General features: G+C 67.1%; 22 protein-coding genes and 1 tRNA gene. 8 read left to right on the plus strand and 15 right to left on the minus strand.

Translation table 11 applies throughout. The features are described 5' to 3' along the window. Positions 1–128 precede the first annotated feature (128 nt). On the plus strand, positions 129–878 hold the full coding sequence (gene ubiG / locus HLH21_RS10720; protein WP_182943751.1) for a bifunctional 2-polyprenyl-6-hydroxyphenol methylase/3-demethylubiquinol 3-O-methyltransferase UbiG: 750 nt from the start codon (positions 129–131) through the stop codon (positions 876–878). A gap of 33 nt (positions 879–911) precedes the next feature. Here the strand turns inward: ubiG and HLH21_RS10725 are convergent, their stop codons facing one another. From HLH21_RS10725 to HLH21_RS10745, 5 genes are all read right to left on the minus strand, one after another. Next, on the minus strand, positions 912–2147 hold the full coding sequence (locus tag HLH21_RS10725) for a lactonase family protein (protein WP_182943752.1): 1236 nt from the start codon (positions 2145–2147) through the stop codon (positions 912–914). A gap of 34 nt (positions 2148–2181) precedes the next feature. Then, on the minus strand, positions 2182–2724 hold the full coding sequence (locus HLH21_RS10730; protein ID WP_408871381.1) for a DUF2147 domain-containing protein: 543 nt from the start codon (positions 2722–2724) through the stop codon (positions 2182–2184). A 64-nt stretch (positions 2725–2788) separates the two neighbouring features. Then, entirely contained in the window at positions 2789–3238 is a 450-nt protein-coding gene (locus HLH21_RS10735; RefSeq protein WP_182943753.1) for a DUF1178 family protein, read from the minus strand. Between the two features lie 18 nt (positions 3239–3256). Then, a complete protein-coding gene (grxC, locus tag HLH21_RS10740) occupies positions 3257–3517 on the minus strand; it encodes a glutaredoxin 3 (RefSeq protein WP_182943754.1) in 261 nt (86 codons plus the stop codon). A gap of 57 nt (positions 3518–3574) precedes the next feature. Further along, the gene (locus HLH21_RS10745; RefSeq protein WP_182943755.1) at positions 3575–4429 is read right to left on the minus strand and encodes a ComF family protein; all 855 of its coding nucleotides are present in this window, start codon (positions 4427–4429) and stop codon (positions 3575–3577) included. A 50-nt stretch (positions 4430–4479) separates the two neighbouring features. On the opposite strand from HLH21_RS10745, the gene HLH21_RS10750 reads away from it, so the two are divergent. Continuing rightward, positions 4480–5343 (plus strand): methyltransferase domain-containing protein, encoded by an 864-nt coding sequence (locus tag HLH21_RS10750; RefSeq protein ID WP_182943756.1) that lies wholly within the window; start codon positions 4480–4482, stop codon positions 5341–5343. A gap of 22 nt (positions 5344–5365) precedes the next feature. Here HLH21_RS10750 and moaA read toward each other — a convergent pair whose 3' ends face one another. The 5 genes from moaA to HLH21_RS10775 all read right to left on the minus strand — a co-directional run bounded on the left by moaA (position 5366) and on the right by HLH21_RS10775 (position 9479). Next, positions 5366–6382, minus strand: coding sequence for a GTP 3',8-cyclase MoaA (gene moaA, locus HLH21_RS10755; RefSeq protein WP_373319732.1), 1017 nt, complete (start codon positions 6380–6382; stop codon positions 5366–5368). 10 nt (positions 6383–6392) lie between these two features. Continuing rightward, the gene (locus HLH21_RS10760) at positions 6393–6578 is read right to left on the minus strand and encodes a DUF3553 domain-containing protein (protein ID WP_182943757.1); all 186 of its coding nucleotides are present in this window, start codon (positions 6576–6578) and stop codon (positions 6393–6395) included. A gap of 144 nt (positions 6579–6722) precedes the next feature. Further along, the gene (gene pgmG / locus HLH21_RS10765) at positions 6723–8132 is read right to left on the minus strand and encodes a phosphoglucomutase/phosphomannomutase PgmG (protein WP_182943758.1); all 1410 of its coding nucleotides are present in this window, start codon (positions 8130–8132) and stop codon (positions 6723–6725) included. Next, entirely contained in the window at positions 8132–9010 is an 879-nt protein-coding gene (gene galU / locus HLH21_RS10770) for a UTP--glucose-1-phosphate uridylyltransferase GalU (RefSeq protein WP_182943801.1), read from the minus strand. The genes pgmG and galU overlap by 1 nt, the downstream gene beginning before the upstream one ends. Before the next feature lie 383 nt (positions 9011–9393). Further along, positions 9394–9479, minus strand: a tRNA-Leu gene (locus HLH21_RS10775). A 55-nt stretch (positions 9480–9534) separates the two neighbouring features. Between HLH21_RS10775 and lipB the strand changes: the two genes are divergently transcribed. Then, on the plus strand, positions 9535–10239 hold the full coding sequence (gene lipB / locus HLH21_RS10780; RefSeq protein ID WP_182943759.1) for a lipoyl(octanoyl) transferase LipB: 705 nt from the start codon (positions 9535–9537) through the stop codon (positions 10237–10239). On the opposite strand, the gene HLH21_RS10785 is transcribed toward lipB, so the two are convergent. Together HLH21_RS10785 and HLH21_RS10790 are read right to left on the minus strand one after the other, a co-directional pair. Further along, positions 10212–10802, minus strand: coding sequence for a LolA family protein (locus tag HLH21_RS10785; RefSeq protein ID WP_373319733.1), 591 nt, complete (start codon positions 10800–10802; stop codon positions 10212–10214). The genes lipB and HLH21_RS10785 overlap by 28 nt on opposite strands. Positions 10803–10816: 14 nt before the next feature. Further along, positions 10817–11128 (minus strand): BolA family protein, encoded by a 312-nt coding sequence (locus HLH21_RS10790; RefSeq protein ID WP_264812055.1) that lies wholly within the window; start codon positions 11126–11128, stop codon positions 10817–10819. Between the two features lie 70 nt (positions 11129–11198). Between HLH21_RS10790 and HLH21_RS10795 the strand changes: the two genes are divergently transcribed. The 3 genes from HLH21_RS10795 (at position 11199) to cobT (ending at position 14868) form a co-directional block, all read left to right on the plus strand. After that, complete coding sequence (locus tag HLH21_RS10795; RefSeq protein WP_182943762.1) at positions 11199–11801, plus strand: J domain-containing protein; 603 nt, start codon at positions 11199–11201, stop codon at positions 11799–11801. Positions 11802–11915: 114 nt separating this feature from the next. After that, entirely contained in the window at positions 11916–12947 is a 1032-nt protein-coding gene (gene cobS, locus HLH21_RS10800; RefSeq protein ID WP_182943763.1) for a cobaltochelatase subunit CobS, read from the plus strand. 16 nt (positions 12948–12963) lie between these two features. After that, entirely contained in the window at positions 12964–14868 is a 1905-nt protein-coding gene (gene cobT / locus HLH21_RS10805; RefSeq protein ID WP_182943764.1) for a cobaltochelatase subunit CobT, read from the plus strand. 14 nt (positions 14869–14882) lie between these two features. On the opposite strand, the gene HLH21_RS10810 is transcribed toward cobT, so the two are convergent. Then, on the minus strand, positions 14883–16316 hold the full coding sequence (locus HLH21_RS10810) for a pyridoxal phosphate-dependent decarboxylase family protein (protein WP_182943765.1): 1434 nt from the start codon (positions 16314–16316) through the stop codon (positions 14883–14885). 117 nt (positions 16317–16433) lie between these two features. On the opposite strand from HLH21_RS10810, the gene HLH21_RS10815 reads away from it, so the two are divergent. Beyond that, positions 16434–17231, plus strand: coding sequence for an alpha/beta fold hydrolase (locus tag HLH21_RS10815; RefSeq protein ID WP_182943766.1), 798 nt, complete (start codon positions 16434–16436; stop codon positions 17229–17231). Positions 17232–17248: 17 nt separating this feature from the next. On the opposite strand, the gene HLH21_RS10820 is transcribed toward HLH21_RS10815, so the two are convergent. Then, the gene (locus HLH21_RS10820; protein ID WP_182943767.1) at positions 17249–18247 is read right to left on the minus strand and encodes a bile acid:sodium symporter family protein; all 999 of its coding nucleotides are present in this window, start codon (positions 18245–18247) and stop codon (positions 17249–17251) included. Positions 18248–18401: 154 nt separating this feature from the next. On the opposite strand from HLH21_RS10820, the gene HLH21_RS10825 reads away from it, so the two are divergent. Continuing rightward, entirely contained in the window at positions 18402–19328 is a 927-nt protein-coding gene (locus HLH21_RS10825; RefSeq protein WP_182943768.1) for a hypothetical protein, read from the plus strand. A 20-nt stretch (positions 19329–19348) separates the two neighbouring features. Here the strand turns inward: HLH21_RS10825 and HLH21_RS10830 are convergent, their stop codons facing one another. Continuing rightward, entirely contained in the window at positions 19349–20143 is a 795-nt protein-coding gene (locus HLH21_RS10830; protein WP_182943769.1) for an SDR family NAD(P)-dependent oxidoreductase, read from the minus strand. Positions 20144–20149 lie beyond the last annotated feature (6 nt).

A 20149-nucleotide genomic window follows, 5' to 3' on the forward strand; every position in this document is an offset into this window, starting at 1 on the left:
CCGATCCAGCCCGACGGGCACCGCCGGGGCGGCAGCCGGGGCATTGCGGTTATGTGTAAGGCGCGTCACATAGCCTTCCCCCGCTGCGCCGTCCAGCGGGAGATGGCAAGTGGAAAGGCAGTGGCGCCATGCAGCTCAACGATTCGTCCCTTCCGGCAGGATTGTCCGTCGCACCGGACGAAATCGCGCGCTTCAGCGCCCTGGCCGACCGGTGGTGGGACCCGTCCGGTCCGATGCGCCCCCTGCATGCCATGAACGGCCTGCGGATCGACTGGGCGCGCCGGCACCTTCCCCCGCCCCGCGACGACGCCGGACGGCTGCGGCAGGTGCTGGATATCGGATGCGGCGCCGGTCTGGCCAGCGAGGGCCTCGCCCGGCTGGGGTATGACGTGCTGGGGCTGGATGCGGCGGCGGCGGCGATTTCCGCGGGGCGGATGCACGTCGAGCGCAACCCCCTGCCCCCCGGCAGCGGCCCCCTGTCCTACCGCGTCGGCAGCGCCGAAGATCTTCAGGCCGAAGGAGCACGCTTCGACGCCATCACGGCGCTGGAGGTGATCGAGCACGTGACCGACCCCGCCGCCTTCCTGCGCCTGCTGTCGGGCATGCTGCGCCCTGGCGGCACCCTCATCGTGTCGACGATGAACCGTTCGCTGCGCGCGCTGGCGACGGCCAAGATCGGGGCGGAATACATCCTGCGCCTGCTGCCACCGGGGACGCACGAATGGCGGAAATTCATCACCCCGGTCGAACTGGGCGGCCTCGCCGGCCAGGCGGGCCTGCGGGTGTCCGACATCGCCGGCATGGTGCCCGGCCTTCGCGGCTGGCGCGAAAGCCATGACCTGGGCGTGAACTACATCGCCTGCATGGTAGCGGACTGAGTGTCCGCCCCATGCGGGGCGGTTTCGGATGGTTCAGGCGGTGTGCATGAAGGCGAAGGTCGTCGGGCTGCCCACGGGGGTGAAATGCCAGGTGAAATCCAGGGCGCCGGTTTCCTGGTCGACCCTGAAGGATGTCACCGAATCGCTGCGCTGGTTGGCGCAGAACAGGAATTTTCCGCTGGGGTCGAACATCATCGCCCGCCCGTAATCGGCATGCATCCAGACCTCGTCGATCAGGGTCAGCGAGCCATCGGGACTGACCCGGAAAATCGCGAGCGAATCGCCCAGCCGGTTGGAGGCATAGACATAGCGGCCATTCGGCGACACCAGAATTTCGGCCGCAAGCGTGCTTCCCTGAAAATAGGGGGTCACGGTGCTGACCTTCTGCTGCGGCACCAGCGCGCCGGTCCGGGAATCGAAGGTCGCCACGATCACCTTCGAATCCTGTTCGCACAGGATATAGACGATCCGCCCGTCATGGCCGAAGGCGAAGTGACGGGGGGCCGATCCCGGCATCAGGGCGACATAAGGCGTCGCGGCCGGCCGCAATTTTCCCGTCGGCAGGTCCAGCGTCCAGATATACACCCGGTCCAGCCCGGCGTCGCAGGCCAGCACATAGCGGCCGGACGGATCGCAGGCCACCATGTGCGGATGGGGCCCGGAATGATCGCTGACGGCATAGTTGCCCGGCGGATTGTCCTCCGCGCGTTCCGGCATTCTCGGGCCGGTGTTGTGCACCACGTCCGTCGGATTCCCCAGGCTGCCGTCGGGCCGGATGGGCAGGACGCCGATGCTGCCGCCGACATAGTTGGCGACAAGGACATAGCGCCCGGAATGATCCAGGCTGAGATGCGCCGGGATGGACCCGCCCGAGGTGGCCCGGTTCAGCATGTTCAGTTCGCCCGACGTCCGGTCGACCGAAAACGCCGTGACGCACCCGTCGCGGGCCGCATTGAAATCGTCGATCTCGCTGAGGGCGTAGAGGAAACGCGTATCGGCCGACAGCGTGAGGAATGACGGGCTGGCGATGTCGACATAGGTGGTGACCGGCGTCAGCGCCCCCGTGTCCCGGTTCATCTCGAATACCGAGATGCCCTGCCCGTTGCCGGCGCCGCCCGGCGGGGCATGCTTGTTATAGCCGCCGATATAGCAGATCGTGCGGGACCCGCCCGGTATGGCGGCCCGTGCCGGCGCGGGCCGGAACAGCGGCGCCGCGCCGGTCGCCGCAAGCGAGAGGAGAAGGGCACGTCGTGAAAGGGGCAGGCTCATGAATCGGCGGTCTCGGCTGACAGAAGGGAACAGGTCACGGCATCTGGCAGCGCGGCCCGATCGTTCCCGTATAGCGCGTCCACGTATGGGTCTCGCCGAACAGGGGAATACCGATATAGCCGCGCAGCTTCAGCACGCCTTCCCGTGGGGACCAGATCTGCGCGTGATAGACCCGACCCGTATCGGGATCGAGAATATGTCCGTTCCACCGGCCGGCCCTGTCGGAATCGGGCGTGAATCCGGTCAGCATCAGCAAACCGCATTCCGAGCCACCATCCTTGGCCTTCGGGACCTCGCCGGTATAGCGCATGCCCACCAGGCGGCCGCAGATTTGTCCGTCCCCGCAGGACTTTACTTCGAATACACCATCGTGTTCCTGGGTTTCCCACAACCCCAGGGCGGATAACGTTACCGTGTTGTTCGGGTCATCCGCCCGCGCCGGCATCGCCGGAAATCCGCCCAGGGTGGCGATCGTGGCAATGATCCCCGCTGCCGCGACCCAACGGGGCAGCCACCCCGGCATCCGTCGGTTCCAGGCAAGGAAAGCCGCGTCCGGCCTGTCTTTTCTGTCCCGCATACGTACCACTTTCCCCGGTCCTGCATCAGGCCGCGTCGCCACGCACATCAGTCCCCGATAATCCTCAGCTGTCGGCGCGCCTGACCCAGGGCACCGATATGATGTCCACGCCCTCGTCGGCCAGGCGTTCCTTCTCCTCCTCGGTGGCGTTGCCGTAAATGCCATGATCTTCGGTCTCGCCCCGATGAATCTTCAGTGCTTCCTCGGCGAAACGATCACCGACATTCTCGCATCGCTGTTCGATTTCCTGGCGCAATCGTTGCAATGCGGCCAGCATGGCGGCCGGCATCGCCGCGTCGGGTTCGGCTGGTGGCGTCTGGTCTCCGGCCGGCGCCGGCCGCGCTGCCGGCCCGGTGCGGACCGCCGGGGCCATCAGCGCGCGGGCCACGTCGGTGGCGCCACATTGCGGGCAGGACAGCAACCCCCGCCGGGCCTGGTCGTCGAATGCGTGGCTGCTGGGAAACCAGCCATCGAACCCGTGCCCGTCCCCGCAACGCAACTGATAGCGGATCACGTGACCTCCCGTGGGTTGTCAGGCGACGGACAGAAGCGGATCGAGCTCGCCGCTGCGTTCCAGCGCCATCAGATCGTCACACCCGCCGATATGCCGTCCGTCGATGAAGATCTGCGGCACCGTCGTGCGGCCGCCCGAGCGCTCGCGGGCCTCGATGCGTTCCGACGTGCCGTGCAGGGCGCGGATCTCGGTGAATTTCATGCCCTTCTGTTCGAGCAGGCGAACGGCGCGGATGCAGTAGGGGCAACCCGGCTGGGTGTAGATCTCGATCTTGGGCATGCTTGTCCTCGGCTTGGCCTATGGGGTGTCAGACATGAGAAGGTAAACATAGCGCATTCATCCCGCCACGGCATACCGTTCCCGCGATGCGGCACTTTTCTCTGGGTGGCGGGGTTCGTCCGGCGCGGGCGCGCGGGCCGCAACCAGCACATCGACCGACGCCGCCCCGGCGGCCAGCAGGACTCGCGTGCATTCCCCCAGGGTCGCACCTGTCGTCATGACGTCGTCCACCAGCACAACGTGCCGATTCGCGATGGCGTCACGCCGCCGGGGCCTGATCGCGATGGCGCCGCGCAGGACGTCGCGCCGCGCCGCACGGCCCAGCCGCGCCAGCGGTGCGGTCGAACGGACACGGACCAGCAGGTCCGGCCCCACGGCGATGCCCGCCTGCCGGGCCAGCGCCCAGGCCAGCAGGGCCGCCTGGTTGTAGCGGCGCCTGAACAGCCGCCCCCGGTGCAGCGGAACCGGCACCACGATGTCCGCACGCGCCAGCAGGGATTGGCCGATCCGGCCCATATGCGTCGCCAGAATCGGCGCCAGTTCGGTCCGGTCGCCATATTTCAGCCCCAGGACCAGGCAACGCGACCAGTCGTCATAGACCAGTGCGGCCCGCCCGGCGCGCCAGGGCGGCGGGGCTTCCTCGCACGGGGCGCATATCATCCGCGTTCCGCCGAACGATGCCGATACGAAGGGCTGCCCGCACCGCGTGCAGCACGGGTCGGCGATGAAGGTCAGTTGCCTGAAACAGGCCGGGCAGAAATGTCCGGCCCGATCCACGTCCCCATGGCACGATGGGCAATCCGGCGGCAGAAGGGTATCGAGCAACGCCGATCCCACCCGGCGCAGCACGCGTGTCGCGCCGGGGATGATTCCCCGGGCGACGACTGCCCCGGTGTCGCGATACAGACTCATCACGCAAAGGTGCCATTGGCGGCGCCGGGTCGAAAGAGCACATCCCCCCTATGAACGATTCCGTGATTTTCGATCGCCGCGCCGTGCGCCAGCATCGCGATCGCGCCGCACGGCAGGTGGGCAGCGTCACCGCGATCCTGGACGAGGCCGCTGAACGCCTGCTCGATCGTCTGGACGATACGACCTATCGTTTCGCCGCGGCCCTGGATATCGGCGGGCGCGGCGTCGTCGCCCCGCGCCTGCGCGGCCGGGGCATCGACAGTGTGATCTCGTGCGATTTGTCGCCGGACATGGCCCGGCTGAACGGCACGCCCTGCCTGTGCGCCGACGAGGAATGGCTGCCGTTCGGACCCGGCGCGTTCGACCTGGTGGTGGCCAACCTGTCGCTGCATTGGGTCAACGACCTGCCCGGCGCCCTGGCGCAGATCCGCCATGCCCTGAAACCCGACGGGCTGTTCCTGGCCAGCCTGCCGGTGCGACCCAGCCTGTCGGGTCTGCGGCATGCGCTGACCGAGGCGGAATGCGCCCTGCTGGGCGGCGCCTCGCCGCGCGTGTCGCCGTTCCCCGACCTGCGGGATTGCGCGTCGCTGCTGCAACGGGCGGGGTTTGCGCTGCCGGTCGCGGACGCGGACACGATCACGCTGGATTATCGCACGCCCATGGGCCTGCTGCGGGACTTGCGGGCCGCCGGGGAAACCAATGCCCTGACCCTGCGAAGCCGCCGCTTCGCACCCGTCAGCCTGTTTCCGGCGGCGCTGGCGGATCTGGCATCGTCCGACGGCGACACCCACCTGACGGTGCCCTTGCGTCTTGCGATCATGACCGGCTGGGCCCCCGACGCCGGTCAGCCGAAGCCGCTGCGCCCCGGACAGTTCACGACGCCGCTGGAGGATGTTCTGAAAAACATGAAATAGTCATATGATAATAAAATAAAATCTATCCGCCGGTGACGCTCATGTGCCGTCTGATGGCGGCGGGGTCGTCCGGCCGGCGGCCGATCACGAAATCATGACCCTTCGGCTTGCGGCCTATGGCGTCGTGGACCAGAGTCAGCAATTCCGCATCGTCGACCCCGTCCCGCACCGGCCGACGCAGGTCGGTCGCCCCCTCATGTCCCAGGCAGGTATAGAACTGCCCTGTGCAGGACAGCCGGACCCGATTGCAGCTTTCGCAGAAATTATGCGTCATCGGCGTTATCAGGCCCAGCAATCGCCCGGTTTCGGCAACCCGCATGTACCGCGCCGGCCCGCCCGTCCGAAGGGACAGCGGTTCCAGGGTCCAGCGCCGTGCCAGATCGGCCCGGACCGTCGAGAGTGGAAGATAGCGATCGGTCCTGTCCTCGCCGGTCTCGCCCATCGGCATCGTCTCGATCAGGCATAGATCAGCGCCGATCTCGCCGCACCAGGACAGCAGCGCGTCGAATTCGTCGTCGTTTACGCCCGCCATGGCGACGGTGTTGATCCGCACCGCAAGGCCAGCGTTCCGCGCGGCGCGGATACCCTCCAGTGTCTGGTCAAGGCGGCCACGGCGGGTAATGCGACTGAATCGTTCAAAATCAAGGGAATCCAGGCTGACATTCACCCGTCGGACCCCTGCCCGGCGCAACATGTCCGCATGCAGCGACAGGCGTGAACCATTGGTCGTAAGGGTCAGTTCCTCCAGATGACCACCCTCACCTGGTTTATGAATATATTTCCCCAAAGCGCTGAAAAACGAGCCGATATCTCGGCGAACCAGAGGCTCGCCCCCGGTAACGCGGAGGCGCGTCACGCCACTGCGGATGAATGCCGCGCAAATGCGTTCCAACTCCTCGAAGGACAGGATCTCGGCCTTCGGCAGAAACTCCATGTTTTCCGACATGCAATAGACGCAGCGCATGTCGCACCGGTCGGTCACCGATACGCGCAGATAGGTTACCGATCGACCGAAGGAATCCTGAAACGGCGTCATCACGGCATGGATCTCAGGACAGGAGGGTCAGCGTAATCACGGACGCGTCGATCAGCACTTTTCCCTGATGCTCGAAATTGACCGTCACGCGGTGGGCAATAGCCGATTGCACCTGTCCCCGTCCCCATTCCGGATGATCGGGATGGGCGACGGACTGTCCAGGTTCCAGGAACGACCGGAAGGCTGAGGGAGCGGGCATGAGATCGTGGAACTCCGGACCGGGTCGCGCCGCGCGGGCGGCGATCGACACATGGGGTGCACGCGCCCCGTCGGCCATAACGAAAAACGGCTTGGCAGGATACCAAGCCGTTTCCGAATATTCAAAGCCTATGAAAGCCGGGGCTCAGTGGCCGGCATTGTCCCCGGAAAAATCCGGTGCGGCGATGCCCGATTTCTCCAGTTGTTCGGTCAGCGCGCTTTTCAGATGCTCCAGGCCGGCTTCGGTGTTGCCCTCGGCCCGCGCCACCAGCACCGCCTGGGTGTTGGAAGCCCGAAGCAGCCACCAGCCGTCCTTCGTGTTGACGCGGACCCCGTCGATCAGCGAGACGTCGGCGCCGCTTTCCTTCAGGCGGGCCGCTACCTCCTCGATCACCGCGAATTTGCGGGTGTCGTCGCAGTCGAACCGCAATTCGGGGGTGGAAATCGTTTCGGGCAGCGCGTCACGCACCGCCGACAGCGGCACGTCCAGGCGGGCGACAATGCCCAGCAGCCGGATCGCGGCATACAGGGCATCATCGAAGCCATACCATTTGTCGGCGAAGAAGATATGCCCCGACATTTCACCCGCCAGCGGCGACGCGGTCTCGGCCATCTTCGACTTGATGAGCGAATGGCCGGTACGCCACATCAGCGGCGTGCCTCCGGCCTTGGCGATTTCGTCGAACAGGACCTGGCTGGCCTTCACGTCCGCGATGATCGTCGCACCGGGGCGTTCGCGCAGGACGTCGCGCGCCAGGATGACCAGGATCTGGTCGCCCCACAGGATCTGTCCCTTGTCGTCGACAACGCCGATGCGATCGGCGTCGCCGTCAAAGGCGATGCCGATATCGGCATGCGTCTCGCCCACCTTGGCGATCAGCTGTTCCAGGTTCTTGGCAACCGTCGGGTCCGGATGATGAGCCGGGAAGGTTCCGTCGATCTCGCCGTTCAGGATGGTGTGCTCGCCCGGAATCTTCTTGACCAGTTCGGCCAGGACCTCGCCCGCGACCGAATTGCCGTTGTCCCAGACGACCTTCAGCTTGCGGGTGCCCCCGTCCCAGTCCTGGATCAGGCGGGCAATGTAATCGTCCTTGATGTCGATGCTGCGGACGGTTCCCTCGGCTTCCGGCACGACGTCGCCGGCGGCGGACAGCGCGCCCAGTTCCTTGATCTGCTCGCCGAAGAACGGCTTGCCGGACAGCATCATCTTGAAACCGTTATAGTTCGGCGGATTGTGGCTGCCGGTCACCATGATCGCGCCGTCGGCCTTCAGCGTCACGGAGGCGAAATAGAGCATCGGCGTCGGACCGCGCCCCACCCGCACGACCTCGACGCCCGAGGCCAGGGCGCCCTTGACCAGCGCATCTTCCAGCGACGGGGACGACAGACGGCCGTCATATCCGATCACGACCGTCCGGCCACCCTTGCGGGCCACGATGCTGCCGAACGTCCGGCCGATCGCGAAGGCGTCCTCGGGGTGCAGGGTCTTGCCCACGATTCCGCGGATATCGTACTCGCGCAGGCTGGTCGGATCGAACTTATGCGTGAAAGACATCAAATTTCACCGGTGTAGGTTTTCAGGAATTCGCGCACCGCCGAACCCAGGTCCGGGCGGTCGATCGAAAACGCGATCTGGGCCTCCAGGAAGCCGATCTTGTTGCCGCAATCGAAGCGGCGTCCCTCGTAGCGCAGGCCGTGGAACGGCACCTGTCCGATGACCTTGGCCATCGCGTCGGTCAACTGGACTTCCCCGCCCGCGCCGCGCTCCAGCTTCGCCAGATGCGGCATGACGTCGGCGGTCAGGATGTAGCGTCCGATGATGGACAGGTTCGACGGCGCTTCCTCCGGCTTCGGCTTCTCGACCAGTCCCGCCACCTCGACCAGCTTTCCGTCATCCTTGCCGGTCTTGAGGATACCGTAGCGGTTGGTGTGCTCGCGCGGGACCTCGGTTACCGCCACCACGTTGCCGCCGGTCTGGTTGTAGGCATCCACCAGCTGCTTCAGGCACGGCACGTCGCTCTTGACGATATCGTCGGGCAGCAGGATCGCGAAGGGATCGTCCCCGATGAAGCTGCGGGCGCACCAGATGGCGTGGCCCAGGCCCAGCGGTTCCTGCTGGCGGACGGCGCTCAGCGCCCCGGCTTCGATGCTGGTCGGGGCGAGCGCCTCGAGCGCCTCGATCTTGTTGCGCTCGCGAAGGGTCGTTTCCAGTTCGAAGGCGACGTCGAAATAATCGATCAGCGAATCCTTGCCCCGCCCCGTAATCAGACAGAACTGGTCGATGCCGGCGGCGCGCGCCTCGTCAATCGCATACTGGATCAGCGGCTTGTCGACGACAGGCAGCATTTCCTTCGGCATCGCCTTGGTCGCCGGCAGGAATCGCGTGCCAAGGCCCGCCACCGGAAGGACGGCTTTTCGCAAGGGCTTTATCACAAACGTCACCTTCTATCCGCGTTATGAATCCAGAACATTCAGTCGCTTCCATCGGGGGGAAACAACAGTGTTAACCGGTTGCTCCTGAAATGCTCTATCCGCAAATCTTGAAAAAAAAAATGACTTATGTGAGGCATCGTTACACAGTTGACGCGGTTTTCCGGTCATCATGCCCCGATTTTCAAGCGCATCCGAACTGCTGTTTGCCAGCCTCGGGATTAACGATGGAACGTGTTCCAGCGTTGCGGGAATGCGAAAAAATAGGTGCATGGCCGCGCGGAGCGACCATTCCCGCAACGGCATCGTGCAATGCGGGTTAACGGCCCGCCTGCGGATTTTTCAAGGAAGGATTTCCATCGACCATCCCCGGCGGGACAGGACATTGGTGCGGTCGAGAAGACTCGAACTTCCACGGGGTTTCCCCCACAAGCACCTCAAGCTTGCGCGTCTACCATTCCGCCACGACCGCACCGTGACAACGGCCGCCGCCTGGGCGATACCGTGTGACGGAGGCCGTATAACTGATGCATGACCGACGGGCAATGACCGAAAACACGATTCTGTGGAATTCCAGCGGCGACCTCGTGCCCTATCCCGACGCCATCGCGGAGATGGAGCGCCAGGTGGCGGGAATTCGCAACGGCACCGCCCCCGAACGGGTCTGGCTGCTGGAACATCCGCCCACCTTCACGGCCGGAACATCCGCCCGTGACGAGGATCTGTTCAACCCCCAGGGCTTTCCGACCTATGCCGCAGGGCGTGGCGGACAATGGACCTATCATGGGCCGGGGCAACGGGTCGCCTATGTCATGCTGGACCTGACCCGGCCGCACGGCGTCGTGCCCGCGCGGGATCTGCGGGACTATGTCCAGGCGCTGGAAGAATGGCTGATCCGCACCCTGCGGCGTTTCGATGTGACGGGCGAACGGCGCGACGGTCGCATCGGCGTCTGGGTCGTTGACCCCCGCACCGGGACGGAAAACAAGATCGCGGCCCTCGGGGTCAGGGTGTCGCGCTGGACAAGCTGGCATGGCGTCGCACTGAATGTCGCGCCACGCCTGGATGATTTCGGCGGGATCGTACCCTGCGGCATTCGCGAACATGGCGTCACCAGCCTGCATGCGCTGGGGCGGACCGTCACGATGGCCGAGGCCGACGCCGCGTTGCGCGCATGCTGGCAGGAGCTGTTCGGCAGCGTCCCCTATTCGCCGGCGGACAGCGAGAAATAGCCGTCGGGGAATGCGCTGCCCGTCCGCACGTCCGTCAGATGGAGCCGCGTGCGGTTCCGCCGCTCGTCCAGGATCTCGATCGCGACCAGCGTGAGTTGGCCCGCGAAGTCGGAAAACCCCAGCGTCAACAGGCCCTGCGACGGGTTGGACGTCCGGGCCAGCGAGACCTGCACGACATTGCTGCCATGCTGCACCGATGTCACCGTAATCGCCCCGCCGAGCTGCACCGGGGTAGCCAGCAGCAGGCCGAGCGGCTGGCGGGATAGCGTCATGCGCGTCACCGACTGGCGCAGCGAATCGCGGAACACCAGATGGCCGCCGGCCGCCACCAGTTTCATGGGGTGGGGCGTGTCGTAATCCAGGCGCAGGTGGCCCGGATCGTAGGACAACCGTCCCTCGCCCACGCCGCCGTCCGGCCAGGTCTGGACCATGTGCGCGGTCAGTCCCCGGGTGGTGTTCAGATAATGTGCGATCCGCGCGACGTCATGTCCGCCTCCCGCTCCCGGCATGGCCTGGCAGGCCGCGAGCGCCAGGGGCGCCCCCAGGACAAGGCGCCGGGTCACGGGGCGTGGCGCATTCATCCGCGCGGCATCCGCTCGTGCTCGTCGGGCGTACGCAGGGTTAGGGACAAGGCATGCAGGCCCGAGGCGAACTCCCCGCCCAGCAGGTCGTGCACCAGCCGCGACCGCTGGACGCGCCCCATGCCCTCGAACCCCGTGCTGACAACCAGGACATTGTAATGCGTCTCGCCCCCCTTGCCGGCTTCGCGTGCGCCCGCATGGTGGGCATGGCGGGCGCTGTCGTCCACGATATCCAGCGTGACCGGCGCAAGGCGGTCGTGAATGGCGCGTCCGATCCGGGCTGCGCGGTCCTGTCCTGTCTGGGTCACTGATCTGCCTTCCTGTCTGAGCGTGCGCTTCTCTCTTGCACGAATACGGTTCGGACGCACATAACGCCAGATGATGAGCCGAAGGAACACACGACACAGGGCTTTCGATCCCGATCCGGATGCGCCGGAACGGTGCTGCGACATGGCCGGCTGCGACGATCCAGCCGGATACCGTGCGCCCCGGTCGCGTGAGACCCTGAACGAGTATTTCTGGTTCTGCCTGCCCCACGTCCGGGAATATAATGCCAAGTGGGACTATTATAAGGGCATGTCCCCCGGCCAGATCGAGGCGCATATCCGCGACGACGTCTCGTGGAACCGGCCGTCATGGCGGCTGGGCCAGCGCGGCGCGCACTTCGCGGAAGAAGACGTGCTCGATCCGCTGGACCTGCTGAACGGCGCGCGTCGTCCGGGCGCGCGCGGCGCGACCCCGCAGCGCCCCGAGGCGCCCGAGGCCCTGCGGCAGCCGTTGAGCACGCTGGGCCTGGACTGGCCGCTGTCGATGGATGAGCTCAAGGTCCGCTACAAGGACCTGGCGCGCCGCCACCACCCCGACGCCAACGGCGGCGACCGCCACGCCGAGGAACGGCTGAAGATCATCAATGTCGCCTACACCACCGTGCGGACCCATCTTGCGTCCTCGCGGCAGGCTGATCTGGAAAAGACCGCATAAGCATGGCCACGCGGCCGATCCGGTCTATACTCCCCCGAGAAGACGAGGCCCCCCGTCGCAGTGCGCGCATTGCGACGCCGCCGGGACGAACCAGCCGTGACGGATGCCATCCTGATGAATGATTTAGCCACCCTGACCGCCGGATCCGTAGCCGAAAACGGAGACGCGCTTCCGCCGATCTCGGTCCTGTCCGCCCCCGATCGCATGGTTTCGGCGCGCGATGTCTTCGGCATCGACAGCGACCTGCAGGTGCCCGCGTTTTCGGTACGGACCGATCATGTGCCCGACGCCGATCCGACCTACCGGTTCGACCACGACACCACGCTGGCCATCCTGGCCGGGTTCGCCTTCAACCGCCGGGTGATGATCCAGGGGTATCACGGCACGGGCAAGTCGTCGCATATCGAACAGGTGGCCTCGCGGCTGAACTGGCCGTGCGTCCGCATCAACCTCGACAGCCATATCTCGCGCATCGACCTGATCGGGAAGGACGCCATCGTCCTGCGCGACGGCATGCAGGTGACGGAATTCCGCGAGGGCCTGCTGCCCTGGGGCCTGCAGCACCCCTGCGCGCTGGTCTTCGACGAATATGACGCCGGCCGGCCGGACGTCATGTTCGTCATCCAACGCGTGCTGGAAATCGAAGGCCACCTGACCCTGCTGGACCAGAACCGCGTCATCCGGCCCCACCCCTTCTTCCGGCTGTTCGCCACGGCGAATACGGTCGGCCTGGGGGACACCACGGGCCTGTATCACGGCACCCAGCAGATCAACCAGGGCCAGATGGACCGCTGGAATATCGTCACCACCCTGAATTACCTGCCCCATGCCGAGGAAACCGCGATCATCATGGCCAAGATGGCCGTCGATGCCAGCGACGCCCCGGGCCGCAAGCGGATCGAAAGCATGGTCGCGCTGGCCGACCTGACCCGGTCGGGCTTCATCGCCGGGGATATTTCCACCGTCATGTCCCCGCGCACCGTCATCAGCTGGGCGGAAAATTACCGGATCTTCAAGGATCTGGAATTCGCCTTCCGCGTGTCGTTCCTGAACAAGTGCGACGAGGCGGAACGCCCGACCGTGGCCGAATATTACCAGCGCTGCTTCAACGTCGATCCGGCCGGCACGGCGTTGCGGGCGCGCTGACCGGGCGGACACACGCATGCCGGACAGGAAAGACAACAGCCGTCACAGGCACGCCAACGCCGCGGCCGAGCGCGCCGATGCATTCAAGCGCGCCACCGTCGGCGCGGTCCGGGCCCTGGGCGGCCGGGCCACGGCCGAGGTCACGTTCCAGAGCGGGCCGATCCCGCCGGCGGGGGCGCTGAGCGGCGATCATGTCCGCCTGCCCCAGCCGGGCCTGCAACTGCCCGAGGCCGATATCCGCAGGCTGCGCGGCGCGGCCGACGCCGCGGCATTGCAACTGCGTCACCACAACCAGGCGATCCACGATTCCGCCCGTCCCGACCCTGGCGACGCGCGTGTCGCATACGACGTGCTGGAACAGGCGCGGGTGGAAAGCGTCGGCGCGCGCTACATGGCCGGTGTCGCCGCCAACCTGCGCGACCGGCTGGCGCAGGACTATCGCGACAGCGGCTACGACAAGGCGCAGTCGGTCGATCAACTGCCCATCCAGGTGGCGCTGGGTCTTCTGGCACGGGAACGCCTGTCGGGCGAACCGGCGCCCGATTTCATGCGGGCCATCGCCGACAAATGGCGCGACCACCTGGGCGCGGCGGCCCGCCGCGCCCTGGACGACATGGCCGCCACCCAGGACGACCAGGCAGCATTCGCCCGCGCCGCGCGGCGTCTTCTGGTGGCCTGCGACCTGATCGAGGGCGAAGCCGAAATCGAGGACAGCCCCGAAGGCGACGACACCGCCCCCTCGGACCAGGCCGAGGAGGAACCGGGCGAGGCCCCCGAAAAGCCCCGGCAGCAGGAAGAAGACGGCACCGGCCAGGAGGAGGACGAAACCGGCCTGCAACCCCAGATGGCGCAGGGCGCCGGGGTGGGCGACGACGAGGCGGACGATTCCGAATCCGGTACGGCATCGGGGTCGGACCAGGCCGGCGGCCCGCGTTCGGGCGAAGACCACGATGGCCCCGACCCGGCCCTGGCCTATCACGCCTACACCACCGCCTACGACGAGGAGGTCGGGGCCGAGGACCTGTGCGACGCCGACGAACTGTCGCGCCTGCGCCAGCAGCTGGACCAGCAACTGGTCAGCCTGCAGGGCGTGGTGTCGCGGCTGGCCAACCGGTTGCAGCGGCGCCTGCTGGCCCAGCAGACGCGGGCATGGGAATTCGACCTGGAGGAAGGCATCCTCGATGCCGGCCGGCTGTCGCGGGTGGTGGTCAACCCGACCCTGTCGCTGTCCTACAAGCATGAACGGGACACCGATTTCCGGGACACCGTCGTCACGCTGCTGATCGACAATTCGGGCTCGATGCGCGGACGCCCGATTTCGGTCGCCGCGATGTGCGGCGATATCATGGCCCGGACACTGGAACGCTGCGCCGTGAAGGTCGAGGTCCTGGGCTTCACCACCCGCGCCTGGAAGGGCGGACAGAGCCGAGAACGCTGGGTCGCGAACGGCAAGCCGCGCAATCCGGGGCGGCTGAACGATTTGCGGCACATCGTCTACAAGGCGGCCGACATGCCCTGGCGGCGGGCGCGCAAGAATCTGGGCCTGATGCTGCGCGAGGGGCTGCTGAAGGAAAATATCGACGGCGAGGCCCTGCTGTGGGCGTGGCGGCGGCTGCAGGGGCGGCCGGAAAGCCGCAAGATCCTGATGGTCATTTCCGACGGCGCGCCGGTGGATGACAGCACGCTGTCGGTCAATCCGGGATCGTATCTCGAATCCCACCTGCGCGAGGTCATCGGGCAGATCGAGGGACGCAGCGCCATCGAACTGGTGGCCATCGGCATCGGCCACGACGTGACCCGCTATTACCGGCGGGCGGTGACGATCACCGACGCCGAGGAACTGGGCGGCACGATGATGCAGAAACTGTCCGAACTGTTCGACGAAAAGGCAGCGGCGGCGGGGCGGCGGCGCGTCGCCTGACGTCGGCCGGGAGCCTATATAACCCCGCGCCGCAGCCTGGTCAGGCGCAGTACTTCATCCACCATCCGGTCGACATCCCCCGGCACGGTCCTGTGGTTGACGATCGCGGCGCGAATCGCCTTCACCCCACCGACCATGGTGGTCGATGGCGCGGCGACGCCGGATTCGTGCAGATCCTTGACCAGTTCGCCGTTCAGCGCGTCCAGGTCCATCCCCGCCAGGCGAACCCGGAAGCAGACGATGTTCAGCGTGACCGGGGCCAGCAGTTCCAGCAGGGGTTCGCGCGCCACCCGCTCGGCAAGATGGCGCGCCACGGCGCAGCAGTCCTCGACCATGCGCCCCATGCGGGCCGTGCCGTAGGCGCCCAGCGTCATCCAGACCTTCAGGGCGCGAAAGCCGCGCGACAGGTCGGGGCCAAGGTCGCAGAACCATGGCGCGTTTCCCGCCAGCCCGCGATCCTCACGCGACAGATAGGCCAGGGATTGCGCGAAGGCCGCCGCCTGCCGCCCCGGTTCGCGCACCAGGATGCAGCCCGCGTCGTAGGGAACCTGCGCCCATTTATGGAAATCGAACGCCACGCTGTCCGCACGCTCCAGCCCGCGCAGGGCCGGGCGCAGGTCCGGCGACAGCATGGCCAGCGCGCCGAAGGCGCCGTCGACGTGAAACCACAGCCCGTCCTGCCGGGCGATGGCGGCAATCCCGTCCAGATCGTCGATCGCGCCGGTATCGACGGTTCCCGCCGTGCCGATCACGATGAACGGCTCCGCTCCGCTGTCGCGGTCGGCCCGGATCGCGGCGCGCAGCGCGGAAAGGTCCATGCGATGACGCTCGTCCACGGGGATGATCCGCAGGGCGTCGGTCCCCAGCCCGGCGAGGTCGAACGCGCGGGCGATGCAGCCGTGGGCGGTGGCGGCGGCATATCCGACCAGCCGGCGACCGCCGACTCCCGCCCGGCGCAGCGCCTGGCCGTCGGGCGTGGCCCGGCTGGCGGTGATGACGGCGATCATGTTCGCCATCGACGACCCCGTGACCAGCAGGCCGGAACAGTCCTGGGGAAAGCCCAGCATATCGGCGGCCCAGCGGATCACTTCGCGCTCGACCTCGATCGGCGCATGGTCGCGTCCGCCGCAATTCGCGTTCAGGCCGCCCGCCAGCAGTTCGGCCAGCATGCCGACCGCGGTGCCGCCCCCATGCACCCACCCCATGAAGCCGGGATGGGTGTTGCCGGTGGCGTAGGGCGCGATCAGGTCGCTGAAACGATCGTACAGCACTTCGGGCGATGTCGGTTCGACCGGCAGGCCGGTCCGCAGCGCCGCGCGGGCGGCGTCGGGCATCGGGCGCCAGACCGGCCCGGCCCGCTGCGTCGCCAGCCGGTCGATCATGTCGTCCAGCATCCGGTGCCCCAGGCCCCGCAATTCGTCCCAATTCTCCGGGTCCAGTCCGGTCATGCGGCCCCGCCGTCCTTCTGCCTGTGTGATAGGCTACGCGATCCGGGCGATGCACCCGGTTCTGTCCATTGTCGGATAATGCCCTTATAATCGGGTCGTGTCTTTTGTGGATCTGCCATGTTTTTCGGCCAACTCGAACTGACGGAACTGGCGTGGGGCACCACCCGCCGCCGCGCGCGGATCGGCGGCAGCGGCCCCCTGCTGGTGCTGCTGCACGGACGGATGCAGAGCCACGCCGCATGGCATGAGGTAGCGCCGCTGCTGACCGCCACCCACACGGTGGTCTGTCCCGACCTGCCCCCGGACAGCGATTTTGCGGCCCAGGCCCGTGACCTGCTGGCCCTGGCCACCGCGCTGGGGCACGAGACCCTGTCCATCGCCGGGCACGGCACCGGGGGGCATGTCGGCGCCTATGCCGCCGCCGCCGCGCCCGACCGGGTCAGCCATCTGGCGGAAATCGAATGCATCCCCTCGCCCGGCCACCACGGTCGCGCCGATCTGGCGTTCGAACTCTCGCGCTATCAGGCGTGCTGGTTTGCCCAGCTTCATCCCAAGCCCGAATCCACGACGGTTGCGATTCCCGATGAATGGACCCAGCCGGACGGCGATTCGCCGGGGCCGTTCAACCCTTCGGCGGTGGCCGATTATCTGGAGGCCGCCCCCGGGCAGGCTCCGGGAAGCGCGGGCCATTCCCGCTTTCCGCCGTATCCGGGCACCCTGCGGATCGCTTGCCCGCTCCTGGTGGTCTGGTCGCGCCATGGCCGTATCGGCGGCTGGTACGATCCCTGCGATCTCTGGCGTCCCTACACGGGCGGCAGCGTGACGGGCCTGGAACTGGACTGCGGCTATTACGTCCCCGAGGAAGCGCCGCAGGCCCTGGCAGGCGCATTGGCCGGATTCCTGGGGCCGGCCTGACCGCGCGCCCGGCCGGCTTATCGCGACGTCAGCGAGGGTGTGGCCCCCTCCGTCCGGCTGCGGGCCGCGTCCTGCGCCGCCGCATAGCGCCGGGCCAGTATCGCGCAGACGAAAAGCTGGATCTGGTGATAGATCATCAGGGGCAACACCACCAGGCCGACCGTGCTCGGGGCGAACAGCACGTTGGCCATCGGCACGCCCGACGCCAGCGTCTTCTTCGACCCGCAGAAGACGATGGCGATCTCGTCATCCTTGGAAAACCCCAGCACCCGGCTGCCCAGCGTGGTCGCCAGCAGCACCAGCGCCAGCAGAACGCTGTCGACGACCAGCACCAGGCCGATCTGCGACAGCGGCAGCGTGTGCCACAGGCCCTGCACCACGGCCTCGCTGAACGCGGTGTAGACGACGATCAGGATCGACCCCCGGTCGCTCATCGACAGCAGCTTCTTGTTGCGGTGCGCCCACGCCCCCAGCCAGGGCTGGAGCACCTGCCCCAGGATGAAGGGCAGCAGCAACTGCGTCATGATCGCCAGGACGCCGCCATGCCCGGCCGAGGCGCCATGCCGGGCAAGCACCAGCCCGGTCAGGATCGGGGTGATGAAAATTCCAACGATATTGGACGTCGTGGCCGAGCAGACCGCCGCCGGAACATTGCCACGGGCAATGGAGGTGAACGCGATGGACGACTGCACGGTGGACGGCAGGCAGCACAGGAACAGGATGCCCAGCCAGACCGACGGTTCCAGCAGGTTGGGGAACAGCGCGTGCAGCCCCAGCCCCAGCACGGGAAACAGGGCGAAGGTGCACAGCAGGATTGCCAGATGCAGCCGCCAGTTCACGATGCCGCCCAACACGGCGTCGCGCGACAGGCGGGCGCCCTGCATGAAGAACATCAGCGCGATGACCGCGATCGCCAGATCCTGGAACAGCGGCACGGCGGCGCCATGACACGGCACGATCGACGCGAGAATGACAGTGCAGACAAGGCTGAGCAGAAACGGATCCGGCTTGAGCATTTGATGGGGGCCCCGGTGCAGTAGAGGAAAGCACGTTGAAACATCGGCCGACCGAGGGGATACCGCTACGGTATATCGCCTCCGGGCCGCCACACTCTCATGCCAAATTGCCTTATGGACGCGTGCGCGTCACTGTCTGGCCGAGATGATGAAAATGCGAATCCTTTCCCCCGCCGTCGTTCTGGCCATCGTCCTCGGCACCGCCGTGGCGACAGCCCCATCCGCCAGGGCCGCGCCGCTGCCGGGCGATTGCGCGGTCGCAGGGGCTGACAGCGGAGGCGCCACCACGGCCCATGGCTATCGCCTGCGCTTTTCCGGCGGCATGGCGTCCCCTTCTCTCCACGCCGCCACCGTCAGTGTCAAGGGCGACGGCGCGGCCGCGACGCCCGGCCGGGATATCCTCGACGCGGCGTCCGTGGTGCTGCTGGGCGCGCTGACCAACCACCATGCCGCAGGCTGCACGCCCGGCTATTTCGCCGACACCGTCGGCCCCGTCCTGCACGGGCTGGGGGCCGACGGGTCCTACGACCTGGCCTGGTCCAGCCCCGTGATCGTCAATGGACCGAACCGGATTTCGTTCCGGACCATCCATCTGCACCTGGCGGGCGCCGGGCCGGACATGCCGGTCGTGGCCTCCCTCGATATCCAGGATGCATCCACGGACGGCCAGGGCGGCCTGTCGCCCGTGCTGCCGCAGCAGGCGCACTCGGTCTTCTCGATCCCGGCCCGGTCCATCGGTCCGCTTCTGGCCGCCGTCAGCGGGCGGCCGGCGCAGGGCGTCGCCGTGCCCGTCACCATTCGCAGCCTGTCGGCCCAGCGTTCGGACATGCGCCTGGACGGCAGCGGGTCGGCGGTCCTGACCGGCAACCCCGACGCCGCCTCGGCAAGCGGACACATGAGCATGCGTAACCTGCCCGTCCTGATCGCCGCCGTCCGCGCCATGGGGCAGACCCGCGTGGCCACCGCGCTGATCCTGGCCAATCTGGTGGGGCATCACGCCGACCCTGGCGAGACCTCGTGGGACGTGGCGTGGCAGGGGGGAATCCTGACCGTCAACCAGATCCCCCTGCCCCTGCGTTGACTCTCCGAGGCTGAGTCCCCTCAGCCGGGGTGGCGCAGCAGCCCGCCTTCGACCCGCAGCGTGGCCCCGGTCGTCGCCGACGCCTGCGGCGAACAGACATAGGCCACCATGCTGGCGATCTCCTCCGGTTCCGCCAGGCGGCGGATCAGCGAGGTCGGACGGTGCGCCGGGATGAACTCGGCTTCGATCTCGGCGACCGGGCGGCCGCTCTCGCGGGCGGCGTGCTCGAACATCGCCATCACGCCCTCGGTCCGGGTCGGGCCGGGCAGGACCGAATTGATGGTGACCCCGGTGCCCGGAACGCTTTCCGCGAGTCCGCGGGCGATCGCGACCTGGGCGGCCTTGCTGAAGCCATACGCGATCATGTCCGCCGGAATGTTCAGGGCGGATTCGCTGGAGATGAAGACCACCCGCCCCCATTTTCCTTCCACCATCCCCGGCAGGTAGTGGCGGGTCAGGCGGACGCCGCTCATGACGTTGACGTCGAAGAAATGCTGCCAGGCGGAATCGGGCGTCTGAAGGAATTCGGCCTGCTCGAAGATGCCCAGATTGTTGACCAGGATATCGGCCCGCGGCACCGTCTGGATGAAGGCGGCGACCCCCGCCTCGGTCCCCAGGTCGCCCGCAACCCCGCGCAGCCGCGCTGTGGGCACGCGGGCGCGGACATGGGCCAGGGCTTCGTCCACCCGGTCCTGGCCGCGTCCGTTCACGACGACCTCCGCCCCGGTTTCGGCCAGGGCCACGACGATGGCCAGCCCGATTCCCGCCGTCGAGCCCGTGACGATGGCCGTCCGGCCCGTCAGATCGATCTTCATGTCGCC

It is taken from the genome of Gluconacetobacter johannae (assembly GCF_014174305.1).
Classification (GTDB): Bacteria; Pseudomonadota; Alphaproteobacteria; order Acetobacterales; family Acetobacteraceae; genus Gluconacetobacter; species Gluconacetobacter johannae.